14 protein-coding genes are annotated in these 24,217 nt (G+C 65.3%); 7 read left to right on the top strand and 7 right to left on the bottom strand.

Going from position 1 to position 24,217, the window contains the following annotated elements; translation table 11 throughout:
• Positions 1-164: 164 nt before the first annotated feature.
• The gene (locus ACU0AG_RS08600; protein WP_482781855.1) at positions 165-896 is read right to left on the bottom strand and encodes a haloacid dehalogenase type II; all 732 of its coding nucleotides are present in this window, start codon (positions 894-896) and stop codon (positions 165-167) included.
• A 171-nt stretch (positions 897-1,067) separates the two neighbouring features.
• On the opposite strand from ACU0AG_RS08600, the gene ACU0AG_RS08595 reads away from it, so the two are divergent.
• The 5 genes from ACU0AG_RS08595 (at position 1,068) to ACU0AG_RS08575 (ending at position 11,611) form a co-directional block, all read left to right on the top strand.
• Entirely contained in the window at positions 1,068-2,060 is a 993-nt protein-coding gene (locus tag ACU0AG_RS08595) for a hypothetical protein (protein ID WP_482781854.1), read from the top strand.
• Positions 2,061-2,070: 10 nt separating this feature from the next.
• Positions 2,071-2,538 carry a hypothetical protein gene (locus ACU0AG_RS08590; protein WP_482781853.1) on the top strand — a complete coding sequence of 156 codons (468 nt, stop codon included), beginning with the start codon at positions 2,071-2,073 and terminating at the stop codon, positions 2,536-2,538.
• Between the two features lie 36 nt (positions 2,539-2,574).
• Complete coding sequence (locus tag ACU0AG_RS08585) at positions 2,575-3,606, top strand: hypothetical protein (protein WP_482781852.1); 1,032 nt, start codon at positions 2,575-2,577, stop codon at positions 3,604-3,606.
• A gap of 28 nt (positions 3,607-3,634) precedes the next feature.
• A complete protein-coding gene (locus ACU0AG_RS08580; RefSeq protein WP_482781851.1) occupies positions 3,635-8,296 on the top strand; it encodes a hypothetical protein in 4,662 nt (1,553 codons plus the stop codon).
• A gap of 105 nt (positions 8,297-8,401) precedes the next feature.
• Positions 8,402-11,611, top strand: coding sequence for a right-handed parallel beta-helix repeat-containing protein (locus tag ACU0AG_RS08575; RefSeq protein ID WP_482781850.1), 3,210 nt, complete (start codon positions 8,402-8,404; stop codon positions 11,609-11,611).
• A 65-nt stretch (positions 11,612-11,676) separates the two neighbouring features.
• Here the strand turns inward: ACU0AG_RS08575 and ACU0AG_RS08570 are convergent, their stop codons facing one another.
• From ACU0AG_RS08570 to ACU0AG_RS08545, 6 genes are all read right to left on the bottom strand, one after another.
• A complete protein-coding gene (locus ACU0AG_RS08570; protein WP_482781849.1) occupies positions 11,677-12,936 on the bottom strand; it encodes a cyclic di-GMP phosphodiesterase in 1,260 nt (419 codons plus the stop codon).
• Between the two features lie 105 nt (positions 12,937-13,041).
• Positions 13,042-15,111, bottom strand: a complete 2,070-nt coding sequence (locus ACU0AG_RS08565; RefSeq protein WP_482781848.1) for a proprotein convertase P-domain-containing protein — start codon at positions 15,109-15,111, stop codon at positions 13,042-13,044.
• 45 nt (positions 15,112-15,156) lie between these two features.
• Positions 15,157-20,244 (bottom strand): hypothetical protein, encoded by a 5,088-nt coding sequence (locus ACU0AG_RS08560; RefSeq protein ID WP_482781847.1) that lies wholly within the window; start codon positions 20,242-20,244, stop codon positions 15,157-15,159.
• A gap of 65 nt (positions 20,245-20,309) precedes the next feature.
• On the bottom strand, positions 20,310-21,359 hold the full coding sequence (locus ACU0AG_RS08555; RefSeq protein ID WP_482781846.1) for a hypothetical protein: 1,050 nt from the start codon (positions 21,357-21,359) through the stop codon (positions 20,310-20,312).
• A gap of 71 nt (positions 21,360-21,430) precedes the next feature.
• Entirely contained in the window at positions 21,431-21,916 is a 486-nt protein-coding gene (locus ACU0AG_RS08550) for a hypothetical protein (RefSeq protein ID WP_482781845.1), read from the bottom strand.
• A 39-nt stretch (positions 21,917-21,955) separates the two neighbouring features.
• On the bottom strand, positions 21,956-22,948 hold the full coding sequence (locus tag ACU0AG_RS08545) for a hypothetical protein (protein ID WP_482781844.1): 993 nt from the start codon (positions 22,946-22,948) through the stop codon (positions 21,956-21,958).
• 190 nt (positions 22,949-23,138) lie between these two features.
• Between ACU0AG_RS08545 and ACU0AG_RS08540 the strand changes: the two genes are divergently transcribed.
• Positions 23,139-23,504, top strand: a complete 366-nt coding sequence (locus ACU0AG_RS08540) for an ArsR/SmtB family transcription factor (protein ID WP_482781843.1) — start codon at positions 23,139-23,141, stop codon at positions 23,502-23,504.
• A 13-nt stretch (positions 23,505-23,517) separates the two neighbouring features.
• On the top strand, positions 23,518-24,183 hold the full coding sequence (locus tag ACU0AG_RS08535; protein ID WP_482781842.1) for a carbonic anhydrase: 666 nt from the start codon (positions 23,518-23,520) through the stop codon (positions 24,181-24,183).
• The last annotated feature ends 34 nt before the right edge of the window (positions 24,184-24,217 follow it).

The following is a 24,217-nucleotide window of genomic DNA, read 5'->3' as shown; positions in this document are numbered from 1 at the left end:
TTTTTGCAAGACCTTGTTCGCAGCTGCGCCCCTGAAAACACCATACCGAACAAGCCGATACGGACTTCTCCGAAGTGCTACCAGCGCGGCCTATCAGGCACAACGCCGTTTCGTCGGTTTCCGGTGATAGCTTGTCGATCACGAATGCGGTTGGTCGGTCCGCATCAGCCACCGCATCCCATTTGCGCGGCGAGATCGATCAGGCTGTCGGCGCGCCATTCCCACGCCTGCTCGTGCGCCGCATCGGGAGCGGGCGCGCCGCCATATTCGTCCGGACGATCGACATAGGCCGTCAGAAGCCCGCACGCCCGCGCTGCGGCAAGATCCCCGTGATGGGCCGCGACCAGACAGAGTTCTTCCGGAGCGATGCCGAGAATTTCGGCCGTGCGCAGATAGGCTGCGCGCTCGGGCTTGTAGGCACGGCTGACTTCGGCGCCGAGGATCGCATCCCACGGCAGTCCGCCATGGCGGGCCATTGCCAGCAACAAGGCGATATTGCCGTTCGAAAGGGTCACAACCGGAAAGGCCGATTTCAGCCGCGTCAGCCCCTCGACCGCGTCGGGCCAGGGATCGAGCCGGTGCCATGCCCGGTTCCAGTCGTCCAGCAGTGCCGGATCGAGCGCCGCCGGATCAATATCCCGTTCGCGCAGGGCCTGTTCCAGCATCTCGCGGTGCAGGATATCGAGCGGGACAAATTCGCGGCCCGAACGCTTCATCCCGATCATCGCGGCAATATATTGCCTGCGCCAACCATCGGCGAAGGTGGCCGGATCGCAATCGCTTCTGCCGATCCGGTCGAGAAACACCGCGGATTCGCGCGCGATGCTGCTCCGCCAGTCGACCACCGTGCCGAATACGTCGAAGGCGAGAACTTTGGGACGGGCTGGTGCAGGCATCGGAACATCGCTCGTTTGGGTTAATGGGCGTCTGGCCCGGCTTGGCAGGATCGGCAACTCTGACGCCCGCCCTGCGCCTTGGCAATGGTGCGCGCCAGAGCCTCAACCCCCGGAATAATACATAGGCGCTCCATTCCGGCTTCGTAGCCCCGGTGCGCCTATCGGGCAGTGATGGTTACCGCTGTTGCCCTTTCCGTTAACCCACGCACCGCGCTGCCTGCGCTGGTGCTTGCGGCGTTGCCCGTGCTGCCCCTGCTGGCGGCCGGCGCGCCCGCGGGAACCATTATCGAAAACACCGCGACTGCCACCTATGACGATGGCGGCGTCATCCGCAATGCATCCTCGAACACGGTGCAGGTTCGGGTCGACGAGGTGCTGGATGTCACCGTTGCCTCACTCGATTCCGGACCATTGACTGTACGCTCCGGCGGAACGGCAGTGCTCGCCTTCCAGGTCACCAACACCGGCAACGGGCCGGAAAGCATCGCACTGGAGGCCGTCACAAGCGTCGCGGGCAATGCCTTTGATGCCGTGCCTGATGCCATCGCGATCGATAGCAATGGCAACGGGGTTTATGATGCCGGCGTCGATCAGGTGCTGCCCGGCCCCGCCACGCTGACCAGCCTGCCCGCCGAAGCATCGCAGACCGTGTTCGTGATCGTCAGCGCGCCTGCCGGTCTTGCCGACGGCGCGCAGAGTGCCGTCAATCTGGTCGCCCGCACAGCCACAGGCAGCGGTGCGCCGGGCACCCTGTTTGCCGGATCGGGCGAAGGCGGCGGCGATGCCGTGGTCGGCGCAAGCGGCGGCACCGCAGTCGCAACCGGACAGCTGGTGGCGAGCGCCAGCACAGTCACCCTCGTCAAATCGGCGAGCGTCGCCGATCCCTTCGGCGGGAGCAGCGCTGTGCCCGGGGCAATCATCACCTATTCGATCACCGCGCTGGTCAGCGGTTCGGCCGATGTCGATACCCTGCGGATCACCGATGCCATCCCCCCGCGCACCCAATATCGCGCCGGCACGCTGCAACTCGACGGCGCGCCGCTGACCGACGCGGCTGGCGACGATGCGGGCGAGGCGACACCCGCCACAGTCAGCTTCGACCTCGGCACCGTGCCCGGCGGGGCATCACGCACCGTCAGCTTTGCCGTGTCGATCGAGGAATAAGGAGACCCCGATGCGTCTAGCCCTTGCAGCCATGATCGCGGCGATCGCCGCCCTTGCCGCCCCGGCCCGCGCCGCACCACCGATGGAACTGGCAGGCTATGTCGAGCGCGAGACGGTCACCACAGGTGCCAGCGGTGAACCCGTGGTCGAACGCGCCGCCCCGCAAGTGGTTGTCCCCGGCGACCGGCTGATCTTCGGCACGCGTTTCACCAACACCGGCAGCGCGCCGGTCGAGGATTTCGTCGTCTCCAACCCCGTGCCGCCAAGCGTCGCGGTGACCGGCGAGATCGACCCTGCGCAGACCGTGTCGGTCGATGGCGGCAAGACCTGGGGGCGGATTGCCGCGCTTACGGTTCCCGACAGCCAGGGCGATCCCCGTCCTGCGACACCTGCCGACATCACCCACATGCGCTGGACCATCCCGGTTGTCGCACCGGGCGCCAGCGGCCGGGTCGAATTCCCCGTCACCGTGCGCTGACCAGCCTCCGGATCAAGCCAGCAAAAGGCCGCAACAATGAAACACCGCCAACACTTCGCCGCTCTTGCCGCAGGCACTGCGCTGGTGGCGCTCCAGACCGCCCCCGCCTTTGCCGAAGGCACCACCGTGGGCACCACGATCACCAACACCGCCACCATCGACTACCGCGTCGGCGGGGTCGCGCAGAACGCCGAGGTTGCGTCCGACAGCTTTGCGGTCGACCGCAAGGTCAATCTTGTCATCACCCGCGTTTCCGACCCCACCACCCAGGTTTCGCCCGGCCAGGCAGACGCGGTAATCGCTTTCGAAATTACCAACCTGTCCAACGATACGATCGACCTCGTGCTGGCGGCCAGCCAGTCGGGCAGCGACGATTTCGATGCCGCCAATGTCACGATCTACCGCGACGACGGCAATGGCGTGTTCGACGTGAATGACACCGCCACCACGCTGCTCGACGAAGTCGCCGAGGACGAAACCCTGCGGGTGTTCATCGTTGCCGATATTCCGCTGGCGCAGACCAATGCCCAGGTTGCCGACGTGATCCTGTCCGCCACCGCCCATTCGGGCGGGAGCGCCGGATCGCAGGGCGCAATCCTGACCACGACCGCCGGGGCCGATACCGACAATGTCGAAACCGTGCTGGCCGATGGTGCCGGAGCGGATGACAGCGCCAATGACGGGGTGTTCTCTGCCGCAGGCAGCTACACCGTGTTTGCCGCCACGCTCGATGTGACCAAGACCAGCCGCGTCATCAGCGATCCGGTCAACGGAACCACTAACCCCAAAGCCATCCCCGGCGCGCTGATCGAATATTGCGTCACCGTCGCCAACGGCCCTTCGAGCGCCACAGCAACCGATGTGGTGGTGACCGACATTCTCCCCGGCGATCTGACCTTCGATGCAACCTTCGGCATCCGGGTCGATGGCACGCCCGCCGGTTCGGGACAGTGCAACGCCGATGGCACGCCCGGCGGATCGATCAGCGGCAGCACCGTCACCGCTCCGCTGAGCGATATCGCCGCCAGCGCGGCACGCACCGCCTATTTCCGCGCCACGATCAACTGACCCCGGCGGGCTTGACCGCATTTGTGCAATGGCCAGCGTGATCCGGTCCCTGTCGCGGCGCATGGCGGGCGCGCTCTGCCTGCTTGCCGCCGCGGCATGGGGTCATGGTGCAGCAGCGCAGTCCATCGACAACACCGCCTTTGCTTCGTGGAACATGGGCGGGATCGCCGGAGAGACGCAATCGAACCGGGTCAGCGTTGCCGTACAGACGGCTTCTTTCACGCTCGCTACCTTCCGGCTTGCGCCCGACAGCGGCGCCAGCGTCACCTATTTCCGGTCGCAATGCACCACTGGCGCTCAAGCATCTGTCGGGCAAGCACTCACCGCCACGATCGCGCCGACAACCGAGGTCAGGCTCGGCGAGGCGATCATCTTCGAAGTCACCGCCCAGACCGCCAACCGCGATCCTGCGGTGATCGACAACCTCACGGTGCTCGCAAGCAGTTCGCAGGGCGGTCAGGTGCGGCTGGTGGTGTTCGAGACCGGGCCTGACACCGGACGATTTGTCGGCAGCATCGGCACATCGCTGCCCGGCGAGACCGCGGGCGCGGACGATTGCCGCCTTGCCGTAAATCAGGGCGGGCAGATCACCATCGCGCTCGATGAAGGGAATGCGGGCGGATTGCCCGTCAGCGCGAACGTGACGATCATCGAACCGGCAACGGGGCCCTCCCCGCTGGGCCTGACACTCGGCCTCTCGCGTCAGCGCGCGCAGCCGGGGGAGACACTGCTTTATTCGCTGGTTGTCAGGAATAGCGGTGAGGCCGGTCCGGAAGATGGCACCGTCACGGTGGATCTGCCCGCAGGCATCAGGCTGCGCGGCAGAACCATTACGATTGACGGCCGCCCGGCTGGCGACGCGGTGCGCATCTCTGCCGATGGCAGGCGGCTCGAAATCGCGCCCGGCCTGCTCCCGGCGGGCAGCGAGCGCCGGATCGGCTTTGCCGCCGCTATCGCCGCCAATGCGCCGCCGGGACGACGGGTCACCACCGCTCGCCTTATCGACACGCTGGGCCGCAACAGCCTTGCCGATGCCATGGTCGAGATCGAGCGCGAAGGGATCGCCGCGCGCATGACGATCATCGGGCAGGTGCTTTCAGGGCCGTGCACTTCGGGCGAGGCCGCCCGGGGCATCGGCGGCGTGCGCGTCATCATGGAGGATGGGAGCTTCGCCATCACCGATGCCGATGGGCGTTACCGGCTGGAAGGCGTCACCCCCGGCACCCATGTGGTGCAGGTCGTGCGCGGCACCCTGCCCGCAGGGACGCGGCTGGTCGATTGCTCCGGATCGACCCGCAGCGCAGGCGATCCCGGATCGCGCTTTGTCATCGCGCAGGGCGGATCGCTGGCGCGGGCCGATTTCCATGTCGTGGACGCAGCGGACCGAACCCAACCCCGCATCAACGTTGCCCGCGATCTGATGCAGGCGGACGTCGGACAGGACGCGCCGACACTGCGCACGGCCTCCACTCTGCCCGAAACTGACTGGCTTTCGCTCGGCGACGGGCCCGACGGATGGCTGACCCCCGACGAGGATGCAAACCCCCGCGTGCCGGCGATCAAGGTCGCCTTCCGCCACCGGGCGGGCCAGACCATCCGGCTCTATGCCGATGGCAAGCCGGTCGATCCGGTCACTTTCGATGGCACCCTTACCTCCGCCGATGGCCGCTATGCCGTCAGCCTGTGGCGCGGCATCGCCCTGCCCGATGAACGCACCGTGCTGGCGGCGGAGATCGTCAACTCGCTCGGCGGCGTGAATGCGCGGCTGGAACGCGAGGTGTTCTTCACCTCGCAGCCTGCCAATGTCGCGCTGGTCGCGGCGCAATCGCTGCTGGTGGCAGACGGCGTCACGCGTCCGGTGGTGACCGTGCGCATCACCGACCGGCGCGGACGGCCGGTGCGGGAGGGCATTTCCGGCGAATTCCTGCTTTCCGCCCCGTTCGAAAGCGCCGCGCAGATCGAGCTTCAGCAGATCCGCCAGCTGAGCGGTGTCGGCGAGGCCTCGGCCCGCTGGGTGATCGAAGGCGATGATGGCCTTGCGCGGATTGAGCTCGCACCCACCATGGTCAGCGGCGCGCTGCGGATCGCGTTCCTGTTCAACGACGGCAATCTCCGCCGCCGTCAGGAGATCGAGGCATGGGTCGTGCCGGGCGCGGTCGAATGGACAATCGTCGGCCTAGGCGAGGCCACGGCGGGGGCACGTTCGGTGGCCGACAATATGGAAACCGGAACGCCCTTCGACAGCGATCTGGGGCAAAATGCCCGCATCGCGCTTTATGCCAAGGGGCGGGTGCTGGGGAAATACCTGCTCACCTTCGCCTATGACAGCGCGAAGCAGCGGGGTGACCAGCCGCTGCTCGGGGCGATCGATCCTGCGGCCTATTACACCGTGTTTGCCGATGGCTCGCAGCGCCGCTTCGACGCCGCCAGCCGCGAAAAGCTCTATATCCGGATCGAAACGGCGACCTTTCTGGCGCTCTATGGCGATTTCCAGACCGGGTTCGACGAGACAACGCTCGGCCGCTATCAGCGCACCGCCACCGGCATCCGGGCAGAGGCACGGCTGGGCGCGGTGCGTGCCGAGGCCTTCGGGGCCGCCATCGGCAGCCGGTTCCGGCGCGACGAGTTCCAGGGCAATGGCCTTGCCGGCCCCTATCCGCTCGGCAACCGCGATATCCTGATCAATTCCGAACGCGTCACCATCGAAGTGCGCGACCGGTTCCGGCCCGAAGTGATCGTCAGCGCCCGCAGCCTTGCCCGCTTCACCGATTACCGGATCGACGTATTGTCGGGCACGATCACCTTCAGCGAACCGGTGCTGAGCCGCGACCCCGATCTCAATCCGCAAATCGTGGTGATCGAGTACGAGACCGCGGGCAGCGGCGATGGCGCGATCAATGCGGGCGTTCGGGCCGACTGGACCAGCGATGATGGCGCCTTGCGCGTGGGCGCGACCGCGATCACCGAACAGGGCGATGCAGACCGCACCACGCTGGGCGTCGCCGATGCGCGTCTGAAGGTGGGAGAGACGACCGAGTTTCGCGGCGAGATCGCGGTAAGCGACACCGGCGGAACGAGGGCGCAGGCATGGCTGGCCGAAGTGCAGCACCAGACCGGCAGGCTTGGCCTCACCGCCTATGCCCGTGCGATCGACACCGGTTACGGCACCGGCCAGCAGAGCCTTGCCGAGACTGGCCGCCGGATGATCGGCGCAGATGCCCGTTACCAGATCGACGACCGCCTTGCGGCCACCATCAGCGCCCTTGATGACCGGAGCCTCGCAGGCGACGGGGTGCAGCGGCGCGGCGGGCGGGCAGAGCTTGCCTGGCGATCCCCCTCGACCGATGCCCGTATCGGCCTTGCCCGTTTCGACGACCGGCTCGCCAATGGCGAAGGCGCCCGCTCGACGGTACTGGAGGCCGCAGCGACGCAGCGCTTGCTCGACAACCGGCTGGAACTCAGCGGGGCGACCAGCATCGCGCTGGATCAGGCGCAATCGCTCGACCTGCCGCCGCGCCACCGGCTTGGCCTGCGCTATGCCGTCACGCCCGATGTGCGGCTGACCGGCACCTACGAGATTGCCGATAGCACCGCCATCAGGGCACGAACCCTGCGCGCCGGGATCGAGGTGACGCCCTGGCAAGGCGGGCGGATGGTCACCACGCTCGGCCGGAACGAGGGCGATGCGGGTTCTGCCGGGCGCTTTGCCGGTTTCGGCCTCGCCCAGACCATTGCCGTCTCCCCCACGCTGACGCTCGATGCCACGCTCGACGGGAACCGTACGCTGGGCAATGCGCCTTCGCCCGGCGGCGTGATCAATCCCGCCCAGCCCCCTGCGAGCGGCGGTCCACTGGCAATCGATCGCACGCTGTTCGAGGATTTTACCGCTGTCACTCTCGGCGGAACATGGCGTGCGGGCCGCTGGACCGCCAATGGCCGCGGCGAGTATCGCGACGGCCAATTCGCCGACCGCCGCGGGCTGACCCTAGGCATGATCCGCCAGCTGGGCGAAGGCAGCGCCTTCGGCGGCAATCTGGTGTGGACCGAGGCCGAGGCCCCCGGCGGCGCGAAAACGGCGATCACCGATGTTGCCATCACCCTCGCCCACCGCCCGCAAGGCTCGGATCTCTCGCTTCTGGGCCGGATCGAATATCGCAGCGACCGCGTGACCGGTGCCGCAGCGGGGATGCTTGGCCCGGCGGGGCGCACCGCGCTTGATCTGACCGGCGATGCGATGGCACGGCGGCTGGTGGGCAGCCTGTCTGCCAACTGGTCGCCGCGCGTGACAGGCGGCAGCAGGCAGTTGTCAGAGATCGGCCTGTTTCTCGGCACGCGTTACAGCCTCGATCGGCTGGGCACGCTCGATCTGGCAGGATTCACGGCGCTCGCCGGGCTCGATCTGCGGCTTGGCCTCAATGAATGGCTCGACATCGGCGGCAGCACCAGCATCCGCGCCAACGTAACCGATGGCAGCTACAGCTACGCTATCGGCCCGCAGGCGAGCCTTGTTGTGGCAGACGGCGCGCTGCTGAGCCTTGGCTATAACGTCGCCGGTTTTCGCGACCCCGATTTCAGCACCGACCGCCCGCTGGACGAAGGCCTGTTCGCTAGCATCCGGTTCAAGTTCGATGCGGGCACGCTGGGGCTCGCCCCGAACAGCGGCACCGCCCTCCGTGATAACCCGCAGTAGCCGGTTAGCCATGATCTGGGACCCCGTCTGGCAATACCTGCAACCGGTATGCGGCGCAGCGCTTTCATCACGGCACCTTCATGGCGGGCACAGGGGGAACGCCTTGTGAGCCTGATTGCCCGCGTCATTTCCCGCTGGCTTGTCCGCTTCTGCGTGCTTGCAATGATGTGCGGAACGCTGGCCGCACCCCCGGCAGCAGGGCAATCGACCCGCAGCTTCAGCAATACCACCAGCGGCGGCATCAATTCGCTGACGACCTGCCTTTTGCCGCTGGTGCGGAACTTCACCGTGACGAGCAATTTCGTGGTCGGGGACGTCGATCTGGGGGTGCTGGCAAGCCATCCATGGCGCGGCGACATCAGCATCACATTGCAGTCACCGGCCGGGACGCGGCAGACCCTTGTGACAGGCAACGGCATAGCATCAGGCGACAATTTCAACGTCAGGCTCAACGATGGCGGAACCCAGCTCGTCAACACCGACAATCCCGACGGCAACCATTCGACCGCAGCCGTGCCCCCGTATCAGAACAACTTCATCCCCGAAGCACCGCTCTCGGTGTTCAACAGTCAGACCAGTGCCGGCACATGGCGGCTCGAAATCTGCGATACCTTCAGCCTGCTTGACGACGGGACGTTCCTGCGCGCCGATCTGTTTCTGACCCCGCAGACCAGCAGCAGCGGAACGGGCGCGATCTTTGTCGTCTCCAGCACCGCCGACAGCGGCACGAGAACGCTGCGGCAGGCGGTGCTCGATGCCAATGCCATTCCGGGCGAGGCCGATACGATCAGCTTCGCCATCCCCGGGGCCGGGCCGCATACCATTACGCTGGCCAGCCCCCTGCCGCCCTTCCTCGGCTCGGGCGATACGCTGGACGGCACCACTCAGCCCGGTTCTTCTTGCGGTAACTTGTGGGCAGGCACCCCGCACAATCTGCGGATCCACCTCACTGCCGGGACCATCGGGACGGGGCTCCACCTCGAAGCGGCCAATCTCACTGTCAGGGGCCTTGCGATCACGGGCTTCAGCACGAAAGTCTACACGCACCCCCTTGCCAGCAATGTCGCGATCAGGTGCAACTACATCGGTCTTCTGCCCAATGGCACACGCGGTTCGGGCACCAGCTTGGGTGTGCGTGTCGATGGCGCAGGGACAGTGATCGGCGGCCTCAATCCCGGTGAAGGCAATGTGGTTTCCGGCAATGCGACTGCCGTGTTCACCACCAGCGGAAGCAGCGACACCGCAATCCGGGGCAACTTCATCGGGACTGACCCGACAGGCATGAGCATCATCGCCAACGACCGGGGAATCAACAACTTCAACGGCACCGCGACCTGGCGCGACATCACCCGCAACCTCATCTCGGGCAACAACGGTCCTGCCGGGATCGCGCTGGAAACCGACGACCGCGTGAGTCCGTCGGACGGCCAGATCCGCATCCAGTCGAACATCATCGGCACCAACCGCACGCAGACCGCGCTGCTGCGCAACAGCGGCGACGGGATATTCTTCGATGCGAGCAGCATCACCGGCGTGCTGATCGGCGGCACCGCAGCGACCGAGGGCAACATCATCACCGCCAATCAGGACGGGATCGACATGCGCTCGGTCTCGGGCGTGACGATCAGGGGCAACACCATCGCACTCGCGCTTGCTCGCGGCATCTGGCTCGACAATGTCAGCAACGTGACCATCGGCGGGGATGCCGCGACGCAGGGCAACAGCATCGGCGGCAATGGCAATGACGGGATCCAGATCCTCAACAATTCCAGCAATATCACCATCACCGGCAACCTGATCCGGCCAATCGCCACCATCGGCGGCACCTTTGCCAATGCCGACCATGGCATCGTTCTGGTCAACACCAGCAATGTCACAATCGGCAATGGCACCGCCAGTGGCCGCAATGTCATCGCAGGGAACGGGCGGCGCGGCATTTTTGGCGTGGGCACGAATTCCGGCATCACCATCAACGGCAATTACATCGGCACCGACCTGACCGGCAATGTCGCGGTGGCCAATGGCCAGAACGAGGGGACTGCGACAAGGGACGCCATCAGTTTCGACGGCGGCGGCAACGCCAGCAATATTGCGATCCTGAACAATGTCATCGGCGGATACAGCGCCGCGCTGGTGGAATTCTGGACCAGCACCACCAATGGCGTGACAATCCAGGGCAACAACATCGGAGTGGGGGCGAACGGCAGCTCGCAGATCGTGTCCGGCAATGGCGAGGATCTGGTCTATTTCGGCGGCGGATCATCCCATTCGAACATCCTGATCGGCGGGAGTGCAGCGGGACAGGGCAACACCATCGCCTTTTCCAGCCGCTCGGGCATCCGGCTGGAATCGAGCGGCAGCAATATCCAGGTGATAGGCAACACCATCCGCAACAACAGCCGCAATGGCATTTATCTGGCAGGCAACACCCGCGCCGCGATGGTCGGCAACCGGATCTTCGGCAACACCCTGATCGGGATCGATCTGGGCGAGAACGGCGTCACCGCCAATGATCCCGGCGACGGTGACGCGGGCCCCAACGACCTATTGAACTTTCCCGTCATTGCCGGCGCGAACACCAATGGCTCCAACATCCTGCAATACAACTTCACCCTCGATGCCCCGGCGGCAGCAAACGGTTACCGGATCGACTTCTTCGCCAACGCCGCGGGCCATTCCTCCGGCTTCGGAGAAGGCGAACGCTTCATCGGCTCGATCGACATTGTCCATCCGGGCGGGAGCCACAGCTATTCGGGCAACCTGACCACGATTGAACCCGTGAGCGTCAACGAACGTGTCACCGCCACCACGACCCGCAAAACCGCAGGCGGCGCGTGGGACATCACTTCGGAGTTTTCCGCAGTGGCCACCGCTGGTGGGATCGCGCAGCTGGCTGTGCAGATCGCCTCACAAGTGTTCGATCCGCCCGCCGCCAATCCCTTTGCCACGCCCGGCAATGACATCGTGCTGACCGCAACTGTGACCAATACCGGCAACGGCAGCACCGATGCGGATTCGATTTTCGCGGTGCTTTCGATTGATCAGGCCAATGTGTTCCACAATGCGGCGACGCCGGCCTTTGGCGGCGTGATCGGCTTTACCAGCGGCAGTCCTGGACTGACCTTCACGCCCTCGACCGACCTGCGCTTTTCGAACAACCTCGCGCCGCCAACCGGCTTTGCGCAGTGCACCTATACCCCTGCGGCAGGCTATGATCCGCAGGTCCGCCACGTGTGCCTGAACCCCAAAGGCACCATGCCGGGGGGGAGCCCTGCCGGACAGTTCGAGGTGCGGTTGCGGGCGCGGATCAACTGAGCGCAAAAGCGCAATCCGGAAAAGGGTGACAGGCGCAATCCACCTGTCACGCGCCGCTGCGGCGATCAGCTTGCCAGCTTGTAGGCCGTAAGGAAGATCAACTCGCGCAGCTGCGCCTCGTCGGGCAGTTCAAGGCCCGTCAGGTCGGCGATCCCTGTAATCGCATCATGGGCATCGGCCCGCGCCAGTTCGATCCTGTGGGGAACGATCCGCTCGCCCGTCTCGCACGAGAAGAACGCCTGCACCACCGGACGCGAGGCATCGGCGCGGTATTCATCGACCACCATGGCGATCTTGCCGCTCTGCAATTCGACAAAGGCACCGACCGGGTACAGCCCGACAGATTCGATGAAGGCACGCAGGATTTCCTCGTCGAATGCCCCTTCCATCGCCTTGAGGCGCTGCACCGCCACTGCCGGGTCGAGCGCCTCGGTGGAATGGGAGCGGGTGAGCAGGAAATCGAAGGTGTCGCACACCGCAGCCATGCAACCGATGGTGCTGATCTCACCGCGCTTCAGCCCTTGCGGGAAGCCCGCACCGTCCACCCGCTCGTGATGTTCAAGACAGGCCGCCAGCACCGCTTCGGGCAGCGCCCCGTCATTCTGCAGGGCGCGGTAGCCGAGCATCACGTGCTGCTGCCAGACCCTGGGGTCGGCGTTGCGAAAATCATTATCGGGCAGATCAGGACTTTGCGGCAGGTAATTGGTGCCGATATCGAGCAGCAAACCCGCAAGGCCCGCCTCGTGCACCTCGGTTGATGACAGCTTCATCTGCCGTGCCAGCGCCACCATCAGCGCGCTGACAGAAAGCGCGTGCTGGTAGGCAGCCTCGTTCCTGAGCTTGCAGCGCATCAGCCCGCCAAAGGCCTGCGGATTGCGCCGCACCGATTCCATGATGTCGGTGACGACCGGCTGCACCGCTTTGACATTGATCGCCTTGCCAAGCCGGGCAGCGATGAAGGTGTTGTGGATCGTCTTTTGTGCACGGTTCGCGATGCCGAGTGCCTGATGAACCTCGACATGGGTGGGCGCAGGATCGACATTGCCGGCGACCCTTGCTGCGACCTTGCGCAGGCGGGCCTCGGGCCGGGTTGGCACGGTCTGCGCCTGCGGCCGCGCATCGCGGGGGCCAGCCTCGCCCACATCCCTGCCCTTGGACGTGTCGATCACAACACCATCGAGATTGCTCGATCTGAGCGTTCTGAGGCGGTCGCTGTCCTCGATCAGGAACTTCGCCTTCCAGAACGGGTGGGAAAACCAGCTCCCCTCCATCTTGTGCACGAACATGCCGATTTCGAGGTCTGCAACGTCGATGCGCTTGAGCATTGCTGAGGATACTTCCGTTTGCCGAACAATTGGTCCGCTCCTGCATAGAGTTGCAGGTGTTGGAATCGGTCCGGGAAACGCTAGGGGAAACCCCGTAATCCGCTGCTACTCGATGATGTATCGCACCCGCAGGGTGAAGCTGCGACCGGCTGCCAGCCCGCCTCCCGGCCTGACGCGGAAACCGGTGACGGCTGCATCGCACCCTTGCGCATCTGCCGCCGGGACATAGGCCCAGGACGCCCCGTCGTTGTTGGAGAATTCCAGACTGTCGGTCGCCGAACCCAGCGAGGCAAAGCTGTAGGTCAGCCCCGATCCGCCCGGATCGGTGAACACCACCGGCCCGCCGGCACGGCTGATCTGGCACAGCTTGGCATCGGCTGGCCCGGTGTCGATCACCACCACCGAGTTGTTGTCGGTCGCAGCGGTGCCATTATTGGCGACCGAGATCAGATATTCGACCAGCGCGCCGGGGATCGCCTTGGGGTTTGTGGTCAGATTGACCGGATCGGAAATCAGCGAGCTGACCTTGGTCACCGACAGATCGGCAAAGGGGTTGCACACGATCAGATCGTGCAGCGCGATCGCCTGCTGGCCCGGATCGACCGGCGCGGTCGTGTGGTTGCCATAGCGGATGACGATCCGGTCGACCGGCTGGCTGAATGTCACCACGACATTGCCGAAAGGCTCGGCATCGGCGGAAAGCCCGTCCCCGATGACCTGATTGCCGCTGACTGTGTTGACGTTGCCGTTGGTCAATACGGGCATCACGGTTGCACCGGCGCTGGTGCCGAACACCGTGACCCGGTCGGCAAACTGGCCGGCAAAGAAATCGACGTCGAAAATGCTGAACTGAACACCGGTAAAGCTGCGCGGCAGGGTTATCTCCAGCTCGACCTGGCCTGCCTGGCTCGGCTGGTCGACCAGCATGGTCAGGCTGCGCTCGGGGGAATTGAGCCCCCCGGTCAGCGCATTGAACACGGTGGGTGACTGCCCGCCAAACTGGGCATTGTTGATGTAGGCACCATCATTGGTAAGCCGGAACCGCGCATTCCCGAAGCTGGCGAAGGCATAGGTGTTGTCCGTCGATCCGGCAGTCCAGCCGGAAATCCGGTCCCAGTCGAACACCGAAATGCCAGCCGGGCAAGACAGCACCGGCGCAATGCCGGGCGCGCGTCCGCTTTGCACGATGAAGCTGGAGACCGCGTAATCATCCTCGCCGTTCGCGCCGTTGTTGACTGTGGAATCGGGGTCCGGCGCACTGCTGGTGATGATTTCGGCTGTATTGGTGACGGTCGATCCGGCTGCGGCCGAAATCGTGCCGGTTATCGTGATCGCCGCGCTCTGCCCTGGTGCCAGCGTGCCCACTGTCCAGATCCCTGTGGCCGGATTGAATGTTCCGGTGCCGCTGGCGGATGTGAACGCGAACCCCGCCGGCAGGGTATCCCGGACCGTGATGCTGTTCGCCGAAACAGCCGAGTTCGATGCATTGGTGACCGTCAGCCGCCAGTTCGCAACGCCGCCCGACAGCGGGGGCGAGCCGATCAGTTGCTTGGTCAGCGACAGATCGGCAGAATTCGGCGGCAGCGCGGTCAGATAAAGGTCCGCGCGGCGGAAGCTGCCGTTATCGGCGGTGGGGAAAAGGTCGCAGATTTCCAGCCGCCAGGTCCCGGCCGCATTCTGGCCGTTGAAAGCAGAAAGCAGGTTTCGCGGGCGAAAGGTGTTCTGGTAGGGCGGCGCGGTCGTGGTGTGATTGCCGGTGGGGCTGTCGGTGTTGACGACCTGCGTGGCCGAATCATCGAGCAGCACGTTGAAATTGTCGCCGCTGACGTTCTGTGTATCGCCGTTGGTCAATTGCACCCGCGTGCCGTTCGGCGATTGCAGGGTGAACTGCAAGTCACCGCGCCAGGTGTGGGTGGTAAGGATACCGATATTCACGTCGGCGAGCACGATGTTCGCGGTCACCGTGAAATTGCGCACCAGCGGCGCGGCGCAGGTGGTGGTGCCGTTGACCGTTCCGGTGGTGGTATTGCTGACGGTCGTCACCGCCTGCGCGACGGCCGGCGTCGCCATGCTGCCTGCCAGCACCGCGCCCAGCACGCCCAGCCCTGTGCGGAGTGTTTTGCGCCACCCCGGTATTTGTCCTGACCCGTTCATGCCTTCCGGATAGGAAAACATGGTAAACAAAGGCTTTACCTTGTTGAGGCTGGCAAGGCGCATGGCTTACCTCCCCAGCCCGAGGAAGCTGAAGCTGTCCGCGTCGAAGGCCATGCGCACTGCGGCGAACACGCCTTTGTTGGTGTTGCGCGCCGCGCCGAAATCGCCGTCGCGGAAGCCTTCGATGTTGTAGCCGATGGTCACCAGCATGCCCTTGGCCGGCACCACGCCGATGGTCGGGCCATAGGCGAAACTGGTGACATTGTCGGTCAGGTTGCTACGCACCGTGGCGCTGGCGCCCAGCTCGAACCGCTCGCCGATCCCGATCCGGCCATCGGCCCCCACCAGCACGCTGGTGCCGGAGAATTCGGTGCCTTCGAACTGGTCGAAATTGTGGCGCGCGCCGAGGAACAGCGACATCTCGTGGCGACGGACCTCGGCCCCGTCATCATCCCCGCGCGGGCTATAGTTGGTCGAAAGGCTCGCCACCAGACGGCGTGCGGTGGCATCGCCATCCACCACCAGCGCGGTGCGCCCGGCCCCGCCTGCGCCGCCCGCCTCGCCCGCAACGCCGCCAGTGATGCGATCGCTGCGGAACTCCAGCCGACCCAGCATCGCCAGGGGCGAGGCATCGGGGCGGTGGGCAAAGGCAATGCTGGCGTCCATGATCTCGGTCGAAGCGCCGTTGGCGGCCTCGGCTCGGGTCCAGGTCCCGCCCGAACCGACGAGGCTGCCCTCGCCCAGCTGGCGGATCGCGCCGAAGGTGAAGCCCTTGCGGTCGGCGGTCTCGCCATCGCGCACTTCGCCGCGGGCGGTGATGCTCCAGCGATCCTTGCGCCAGGCCGCGCCGAAGGTGGCGGCGGTGAAGTCCTCGAACAGCAGGCCGCCGCTCAGTTGGCCGCCGCTGGCAACAGGCTGCGCAGGATTGATCACACCGCCGGCGTTGGGACCGGCAGGGGCCGCCGCGCCGCCGAGCGTGCGGTTGCCGTCGATGGTGGCATCGATGGTCAGCGACTTGGTGACCGGCAGGCTCTGCGACAGGCCGAAGGCGGCAAAGCTGCGGGTGCCCTGTTCGCCGATGCTTTCCTGCCCCAGCGTGGTCACCACCTGTCCGCCGCGCCACGGCGCAACCTCGATCCCGCCGCGCAGCTGGCGCGCATTGATGTTCTCGCCATCGGCCAGTTCGTAGGTGCCGACCAGCCGCACGTCCTGGGTCACTGCGTAACGCACGCCAAGGCGGTGGCGGGCCGGCAGATCGACGCTTTCCGCCTTGCCGAGCGACACGGCGGTGCCGGCCGACAATTCGAGCTTGTTGTCGAACAACCGCTGGGTCGCGCCCGCTTCGAGCACGGTCGAAGCGGCGGCGCTGCCATCGGCCAGACGATCATCGAAATGGGTAATGCCGATGCGCAGATCGGTGCGCTGGCGGGTCAGGACCAGCTGGCCCTGCGCGGCGCGGCGACGGGCGGCGTCGATCAGGCTTTCGTCCTGCCACACCGATCCCACAAGGCTCAGCGCCTGGCTCAGCAGCACCCGGCCATCGACACCCAGCTTGCGGCGACCGCGCTCGGCAAGGTTCTGCTGGCCGATGCCGTATTCTGCGCCGATCTGGCGGGCATAGGCGAGCAGATCGACCTTCGCGGTCTGATGCTGGGCTTCGACCAGCCAGCCGGTTGCCTGTTCACCCTGACGGCTGCTGACACCCAGTTCGGCCCGGATTTCGGTATTGTCGCCCAGCTTGGCGAGGAGATCGACCGCCCCCAGATCGGTGCGCTGCGCATTGCCTGCCGCATCGGTCAGGCCCGCATCGGTAATCGCGCTCGCGCCGATCCGGATTGCGCCGTCACCGCTGGTCCAGTCAGCCCGCACACCGGCGTTCAGTTCGGCCTTGCCGTTGCCGTCGGTTTCGAACTCGATCACGATGAATTGCGGGTTGAGGTTCTCGTCACGGCTCAGCACCGGCGCGGCGAAGCTGATCGTGCCTGCCAGCAGGTCGATGTCATAATCGGTAAAGCGGGTCAGTTCACGAACAGAAACAATTAGTTCAGGACGGAACCTGTCACGCACTTCCAACGTCACACGTTCGGAATTGGCAAGAATGCGGCGGCTGGCGAGGCTGTAGGGACCGGAAATGCCCTGACCCTGGATTTCCTGCCGCTGGAACCGGCTGGCGATCTCGGCGGCAAAGCCCTGCGCCTTGACCGCGCCCAGCCGCGCCTCGGCCTTCACACCGGTCGCGGTGCGGTTGTAATTGGCAAGGCGCGTCTGGTTGAAGGCGGTCTGGAAGTCGCCATAGAGCGCGTAGAAGGTTGCGGTCTCGATCCGGACGTAGAGCTTTTCACGGCTGGCCGCGTCGAAGCGGCGGGCCGAGGCATCGCCGAACACGGTGTAATAGGCCTGCGGGTCGATTGCACCGAGCAGGCGCTGGTCATCGCGCTGCTTGGCGCTGTCATAGGCCAGCGTCAGCAGGTATTTGCCCAGCACCCGGCCCTTGGCATAGAGAGCGACGCGGGCATCATCGCCCAGATCGCTGTCGAACTGGCCGGCACGCTCCATGTTGTCGGCCACCGAACGGGCGCCCACGGTGCCTTCGGCAAGGCCGATGATGGTCCATTCCATATCGCCCGGCTCGATCCACGCTTCCAGCTCCTGGCGGCGCACGATGTTGCCATCGTCGAAGGCGAAGGCCAGCCGCAGCGAGCCGCTGACCATGGTGGGGGCGAGTTCGATACGGGCGATGCCTTCGGTCCCTTCCACCACCCAGCGGGCCGCGACCGGAGCGGTGCCGGTCAGCTGGTTCAATTGCTGGCGATCGATCTGCTCGGCGCTTTCGTAAGGCGCGTTGAGCGTGAAGTTGCCCGAAATCCCCTCGCGCAGCGGGCGGCCGTTGCGATCGAGCAGGCGCACGGCGATCACCGGGCGGGTGCGGCCATCGGCGATCAGCTTCGACTGGCCGGGCAGGAATTCGACCTTGGCAGGCGCGCGGGTGAAGAACACCTCGCGGGTGAAAGTCTTGGTCACCTCGCCAAAGCTGTTGACGATCCGCGCTTCGAGCACGGTGCGTTCGTTGACGAGCGGCACGCCGCGCCAGTTGCTGATCGCAAAGCGGCCCTTCTGCGGGTTCTGCACGCCGTCGAAGGCGAGCGGGTCGACCGGCTTGCCATCGACAAACAGCTGCACGCTCTGCCCGCGGCGGTGGCGGATCGCCACGCGGATCGCGGGGGCGCGCGGGTTGGCATCGACCGCGGGAGCAAGGAAACCGTCCTCGCCATCGCCCTGCGCGAGGAAATCGGTCGCAGCCTCGGCCTTGGGCGCCGCGGGCGCCTGGGTGGCGACCGCAGTCTTAACTTCAGTCATTTCTGAAGTTTCATCCAGAACTACATGAAAATCTGCAACAACCAGACTTCCGCCCTGGCCGATCGCAAAGCGCTGCGAGGCGCTGCCGGCGTTGCGGGTAGAGCGCTGGCAATCGACCATCTGCGCGCCCCGGGGCAGGGTCATGCGCGACACCTGCACCACGTGGGTTCCGGGCACGACGCCCTCGAAATGGTAACGACCGTCGGCATCGGTCACGGCAAAGCTGCCGTCTTCGAGCATCACGCGAACCCCGGCGACCCCGGCGCGCTGCGCCTCGTCGATCGTGCAGGGGCCCGCTGTGATGCGGCCAATAATGGTCATGCGGTCGGCAATGCCCTCGCGCACCAGATCCACCGCAGCGCTCGCGCGTGCCACACGGCCAAGCCCGTCGCGGACAGCGGCATCGTTCAGCACCCGGCCCGCAGGGGCATCCGGGCGCACGGTCATGGCATAGGTCACCCGCACCGCAGCCCCGCCATCAATATCGCCCAGCGCCACCGTCAGCACGCGGCCATCGGGCGAGACGGTGACGGCATCGGGCGCGGCAATGCCGTTGATGCGGATCGTGTCGCGGCGCAGGCGCAGCCAGGCAGATGGCGTGTCGGTCACGCTCACCGCCCGCTTGACCCGCTCAGGGTCGGCGTTGCGCACCGTCAGGGTGTAGAAAACCACATCTCCCGGCGCGGCATTCACCCGCGAGGCGGTCTTGCCGAGCGTCAGATCGAGACTGGGCCGGTCGAGCGGAATATCGACTTCGAAGGGGATCGGATTGTCGAGCAGGAAGGCATCGCCGAACGATCCCTCGCGGATCACAAAGGGGCGCCCGTCAGGACGGGTCAGGCGCGCCAGCACCTCGCGCGGGACGACAGAGGGCGCGGTATAGGGCGCAGGCGGGGTCACCACCAGCCGGTAACGGCCCTGCGTCGTCAGCGGAAACCAGAACTCGCCCGGCCCCATCGGAACGATGCGACCGCTCCCGTCAGTGATCGGCGAACCAGAGATAACTGTTGAAGGCCATGATGTTACGCCATCTTCTGCAAAAACAGTCGTAGGTGCGCCGGTGACTGCATCGACGAGCGCGACCCGCGCTCCATCGACCGGCGCGCCGGTTTCGCTGTCGAACACCACGCCGAACGGGTCGACCAGCACATCGACGTCGACATCAACCAGAACGCCCCCGGTTTCGGGGTTCATGACCGAGACTGTGATCTGCGAATCTTCGCCGACGCTAAGCCGGCAATCTTCAGAAACAATCTGAGGAGGTATTCTCAGAGTATTGATAACGCCTGCGAACACACCGCTATCAGGTGCGGTTTCGAAAACCGTCATGGTTTCGCGGTCGCCATCGGCCGAGGTGATCACCACCGTCAGGCTGTCGATCGCGTTGGGATCGCGGTTGGCGGACGCGGCAGAGACTTCGAAGAACAGCGGCTCGCCGCCGCGCAGCTGGCTGGTCGGCTGGACGCGCGCGGAAGCAACCGCTGCGGCATTATTGCCCGCTCCGGCCTGCGCCTGCCCCGCAGCGCCCTGCTGCACCGGGTTCGGGCCGACGATGCACGCCGGTTCGCGGTAGACGAGATCCGATCCGGTGCCGGGGGAACGGCGGTAGACCCGGAGGGTAGGCGGCGTTGCAGGGGTGGAGCTGACGTCGAAGCTCACCGGATTGCTGTCAATCCGGCGACGCCTCCCGTCAGCTTCCCACGAGGCTTCGGCGATATTGGTGATCCTGCGCACCGATACGCCATTATCGGACTGTGCGCTGGCCCCCTCCTGCGGCACGACGAACGGCAGCAGCACTGCCGAGAGTGCCGCTGCCGCGCGCTGCAAAGAGGGGGCTACACGCAAAGTCTTGTCCCGGCCGGTTAGTTGATTTCGACCTGGAAGTAGAGCGAGCGGACCTGGCCGCCCGGGATGTCGCTGAGGTCGCCCAGCACCTGGTCCTCGCCCGTGGGGCCGGTTCCGGCGCTGAAGTTCCCGCCGGGGACACCGCTGGTGCACGATGCGTTGCCATCGACGAAGATGCCGAAGGCAGCGTCATAGGTGACATCAAACGGCAGATCGTCGGTCACGTTGACGTCGGTTGCCGTTGCAGCGCCCGCCGCGTTGGACACGGTGATGCAGTATTCCACGGTCGCGCCGGGAATGGCCTTGGGGTTGGTCGAACCGTTCACCGGATCGCTGACAACGCGGCTGGTCTTGGCGACAGTCACGACCGCACCGGCCACGACGTATTCGCCGGTGTCGGAGAAATCGCCCTGGTTGGCCGCATCGGTATCGCCCGCGCCGTCGAACAGCACGGTGTCGACGCCGTTGGTGTTGGCACCAGCCGTACCGACCAGTTCGGCACCCAGCGCACCGGCACCGCCGCCCGCATGGGCATCGGCGGTCAGGGTCACGTCGAATTCATCGCCGTTGACAGCGTTGAGGCCGATATCGGCAACCACGATCACCGCAACCGTGTCGTCTTCACCCACCTCGTCGAGGAATGTGATCGGACCGGCGGCGAGTTCGGCTGCGCTCAGCACGCGGTCGCCATCGGCGTCGAGATAGACGCGGAAGTTGTCGATGTTGGCGGCCGTGCCGTTACGCAGGGCTGCCGCGAGTTCGAGATCGATGGTGTCGTTCGAGAGGTTGGTCACGTCGAACGCGATCGCCGCATTGTCCTCGCCCGGCGAAACGCTGGTCGCGGCCGTGCCGACATAGTTGACGTTCACGTTCACCCGGCGGTCGACGATGAAGCTGTCGCTTGCCGCAACGGCGTTCTGGGTGATCCCGCCAACATCGAAGCTGACGGTGACATTGTTGGTGATGGTAGAACCTGCGCTGGTCCCTTCGGCCCATGCAGGCGCGCTGGACATTGCGACGAGCGCGAACGCGCTCACCGCACCCAGCAACTGGGTGGTGGTCTTCATGAGAGTGGTCCTCTGCGTGTGCCCCGCGTCAAGTGATCCGCCCGCAGGACGTGGCGGTTATCTCCCGCTGATCAGCGGATGATGGCTGGATAGGTGAGCCTGCCCTTGGCGCCGGGCGCGATGCTCGCCAGCACCCAGCGGACATGGGTCACGTCCGCATGGGTGGCGGGACGCTTGGTCCCGTCGGAATTGGTGATCGAGAGCGCGGCGATGGCGCCCCAGGTCTTGCCGCCGTCAACCGACACGTCGAGCGCCGGATCGGCATCGGGCGCAAGGCGCACCGCAGCCGGAAGCGGGTTGGTGACGGTGAAGTTGCTGACCGCCTCTGCCCCGTTATTGGCGTAGTCCGTGCCGAAGATCAGCCGGTCGCCGGGAACGATGGTGGAAGGCGCAACCAGCTGGGTGGTTTCGCTGCCGTCGGGCGCGGTGACGATCTTTTCGGCCATTACATCGCCGGTAAGGGCAATCGGGCTGGCGCTACCCTGTGCAGCAAGCGGCATCGCCGGCAGCGCGAGAGCTGCGGCGATTGCGAACATGGCCTTGTTGATCGACTTCATGACTTTGGACCCTTTTCAATAACTTGTGCGAGACTTTTATCAGTCAATTACAACATCGAAGGTAACGGTTCGGGTGGCTTCGGCGGTGATATCGCCGAGCGTGACGGCAATTCCGGCGGCATCGGACGCCGTCCCGGCATCGCCATCGGCCGCATCGCTCAGGGCGGTGCTGTCGAGCGCGAGCGTGCCGGGCGCGTAGGTGGTGCCTTCGGGAATGGCGTCGGTAACGAGAAGGTCGCGGATCGTGCCGCTGCCGGTGACGCGGGCGACGATGGTGAAGGTGGCTACCGTGCCGGGAACAGCGCTGGTTCCGCCGAAGGGATCGCGCAGCACGACCGATTTGACGAGTTGCACCGTCGCAAGGCCGGCCAGCAGGCCGCCGCGTGCGGTGGCGATGGCATTGGTGGTGCCGACAATCGCATCGCCGCCATCAACCCCTGCCCCGCCGAACACCGTGCCGGGTGCACCGCTGCCGGTGACCGCCTCTGCGGTGAGTTCGACATTGCTGGTTTCGCTGTCATTGACCCCGTCAGGCACGGTCACCAGCACGAACAGCGTCAGGGTCGCATCGGCGGCCAGGACGGCGGTGGTCTGCGGAACGGCGAGAATCTCGTCGATCCCGGCATCGTAGACACCATTATTGTTGCTATCGATTGCAATGGCGCGAACAGAAACGTCGAAATCATTGCCGGCAACCGCCGCGTTGGCAGTCAGGCGGAAGGCTTCGGGTCCGTTGCCCTGATTGGTCAGCTCAAACGTCAGCACAGCATCGCCCGGACGCGCCGTAACCGGACCGGGATCGAGCGAAGTCAGCGTCACATCGAGCAATTCGTCGACCCGCACGGTGACGGTGTTCGAATTGATCGTGCGCGGACCCGCGCCGTCGTCATAGCTGGCGACCGCGGTGTTCTCGATCAGCGTTCCCGCGGTCACGCCGCCTGCAATGGCAGGCGCAGCAAACAGCAGGCCACTGAGCGCAGCAGCGCCGCAAATCGTGGTTAAGGCGAGGTTATGTCGTGCATCGTGGTTCATGCCACGGGGAATTACGGAAAAATGGTTAGCAATCCGTTAGCCAAACCATTTTCTCAATCAGGCAGCGAAGCTTACGTAGCGTCAACGCGGTTGGACAACCTCGCTGTCCAGCGCGGCTTGACCACACATCGCGAATCCCATAGTTTCGCATTTGCAAACCTGCAAAGTTTTGCATACTTGGGAGGGAATATTGCCAAGCCGGCTTATCGTGTCGCGCGAGCTTGCCGATCTGCTCAAGCTGCTGGCGCATCCCGATCGTCTGCGGATGATCGAGGAGCTTCGCCATGGCGAAAAGGACGTCTCCGGCATTGCCGGGGCGCTGTCCCTCCCCGCGACCCGTATTTCCCAGCACCTTGCCCTGCTGCGCGCCCAGAGACTGGTCGAAGAACGCCGCGATGGTCGCAACCATTTCTATCGCCTGTCCCACCCTCACCTCGCCGCATGGATCGTCGACGCGCTGCAATTCGTCGATATCCGCAACCGGCTGGGAGAGGCCGATCACATCGACACCGCCCGGGCGCTGTGGAGCGCGCCGGAAGCCAACAATTCCCACTGAAAGGAAACCCCCGATGTCCCGTTTTGCCCTTGGCGTGATCAAGTTCCAGCGCGAGGTTTACCCTGAAAAGCAGGAGCTGTTCGAACGGCTCAGCACCGGTCAGAGCCCGGAAGCGCTGTTCATCACCTGCTCCGACAGCCGCATTGAAACGGCAATGATCACCCAGACCGATCCGGGCGAGCTGTTCATCTGCCGCAACGCCGGCAACATCGTGCCGCCGCACACCAACCAGACCGGCGGCATGACCGCTTCGATCGAATTCGCCATCGGCGCGCTGCAAATCCCGCACATCGTGGTCTGCGGCCACACCGAATGCGGGGCGATGAAGGGCGCGATGAACCGCGCTGGCCTGACCAACCTGCCGCACGTGCGCGAATGGCTCGGCTATTCGCAGGGCGCGGTGGATATCGTCGAAACCATTGGCGCAGGGCTCGATCCCGAAGCCAAGATGCGCATGCTGCTGGAGCAGAACGTGATCCTGCAATTGCAGCACCTCAAGACCCACCCCACGGTCGCGGTCGCGCTCGCGCAGCAGGCGGTCAAGCTGCATGGCTGGGTCTATGACATCAAGACCGGCGAGGTCAGCGCCTATGACGAGACGACGGGCTGCTGGGTTCCGGTCGAGGAACGCTATGCTGCCGAACTCGCCTCCTCGGCGATGCACAGCCACGGCTGCTGACCCGCACACACATCCCCCTGCCCGCCTCTCCGGA

Source organism: Erythrobacter sp. RANMB8 (assembly GCF_056848235.1).
Note: the sequence above shows the minus strand (reverse complement) of the source record. Positions and strands in the feature narration are given on the sequence as shown.

Bases quoted from the DNA above. Each gene is read 5' to 3' on its own strand.
- ACU0AG_RS08600 (WP_482781855.1), bottom strand. From the start codon at position 896: ATGCCTGCACCAGCCCGTCCCAAAGTTCTCGCCTTCGACGTATTCGGC.
- ACU0AG_RS08595 (WP_482781854.1), top strand. From the start codon at position 1,068: ATGGTTACCGCTGTTGCCCTTTCCGTTAACCCACGCACCGCGCTGCCT.
- ACU0AG_RS08590 (WP_482781853.1), top strand. From the start codon at position 2,071: ATGCGTCTAGCCCTTGCAGCCATGATCGCGGCGATCGCCGCCCTTGCC.
- ACU0AG_RS08585 (WP_482781852.1), top strand. From the start codon at position 2,575: ATGAAACACCGCCAACACTTCGCCGCTCTTGCCGCAGGCACTGCGCTG.
- ACU0AG_RS08580 (WP_482781851.1), top strand. From the start codon at position 3,635: ATGGCCAGCGTGATCCGGTCCCTGTCGCGGCGCATGGCGGGCGCGCTC.
- ACU0AG_RS08570 (WP_482781849.1), bottom strand. From the start codon at position 12,936: ATGCTCAAGCGCATCGACGTTGCAGACCTCGAAATCGGCATGTTCGTG.
- ACU0AG_RS08565 (WP_482781848.1), bottom strand. From the start codon at position 15,111: ATGTTTTCCTATCCGGAAGGCATGAACGGGTCAGGACAAATACCGGGG.
- ACU0AG_RS08555 (WP_482781846.1), bottom strand. From the start codon at position 21,359: ATGAAGACCACCACCCAGTTGCTGGGTGCGGTGAGCGCGTTCGCGCTC.
- ACU0AG_RS08550 (WP_482781845.1), bottom strand. From the start codon at position 21,916: ATGAAGTCGATCAACAAGGCCATGTTCGCAATCGCCGCAGCTCTCGCG.
- ACU0AG_RS08545 (WP_482781844.1), bottom strand. From the start codon at position 22,948: ATGAACCACGATGCACGACATAACCTCGCCTTAACCACGATTTGCGGC.
- ACU0AG_RS08535 (WP_482781842.1), top strand. From the start codon at position 23,518: ATGTCCCGTTTTGCCCTTGGCGTGATCAAGTTCCAGCGCGAGGTTTAC.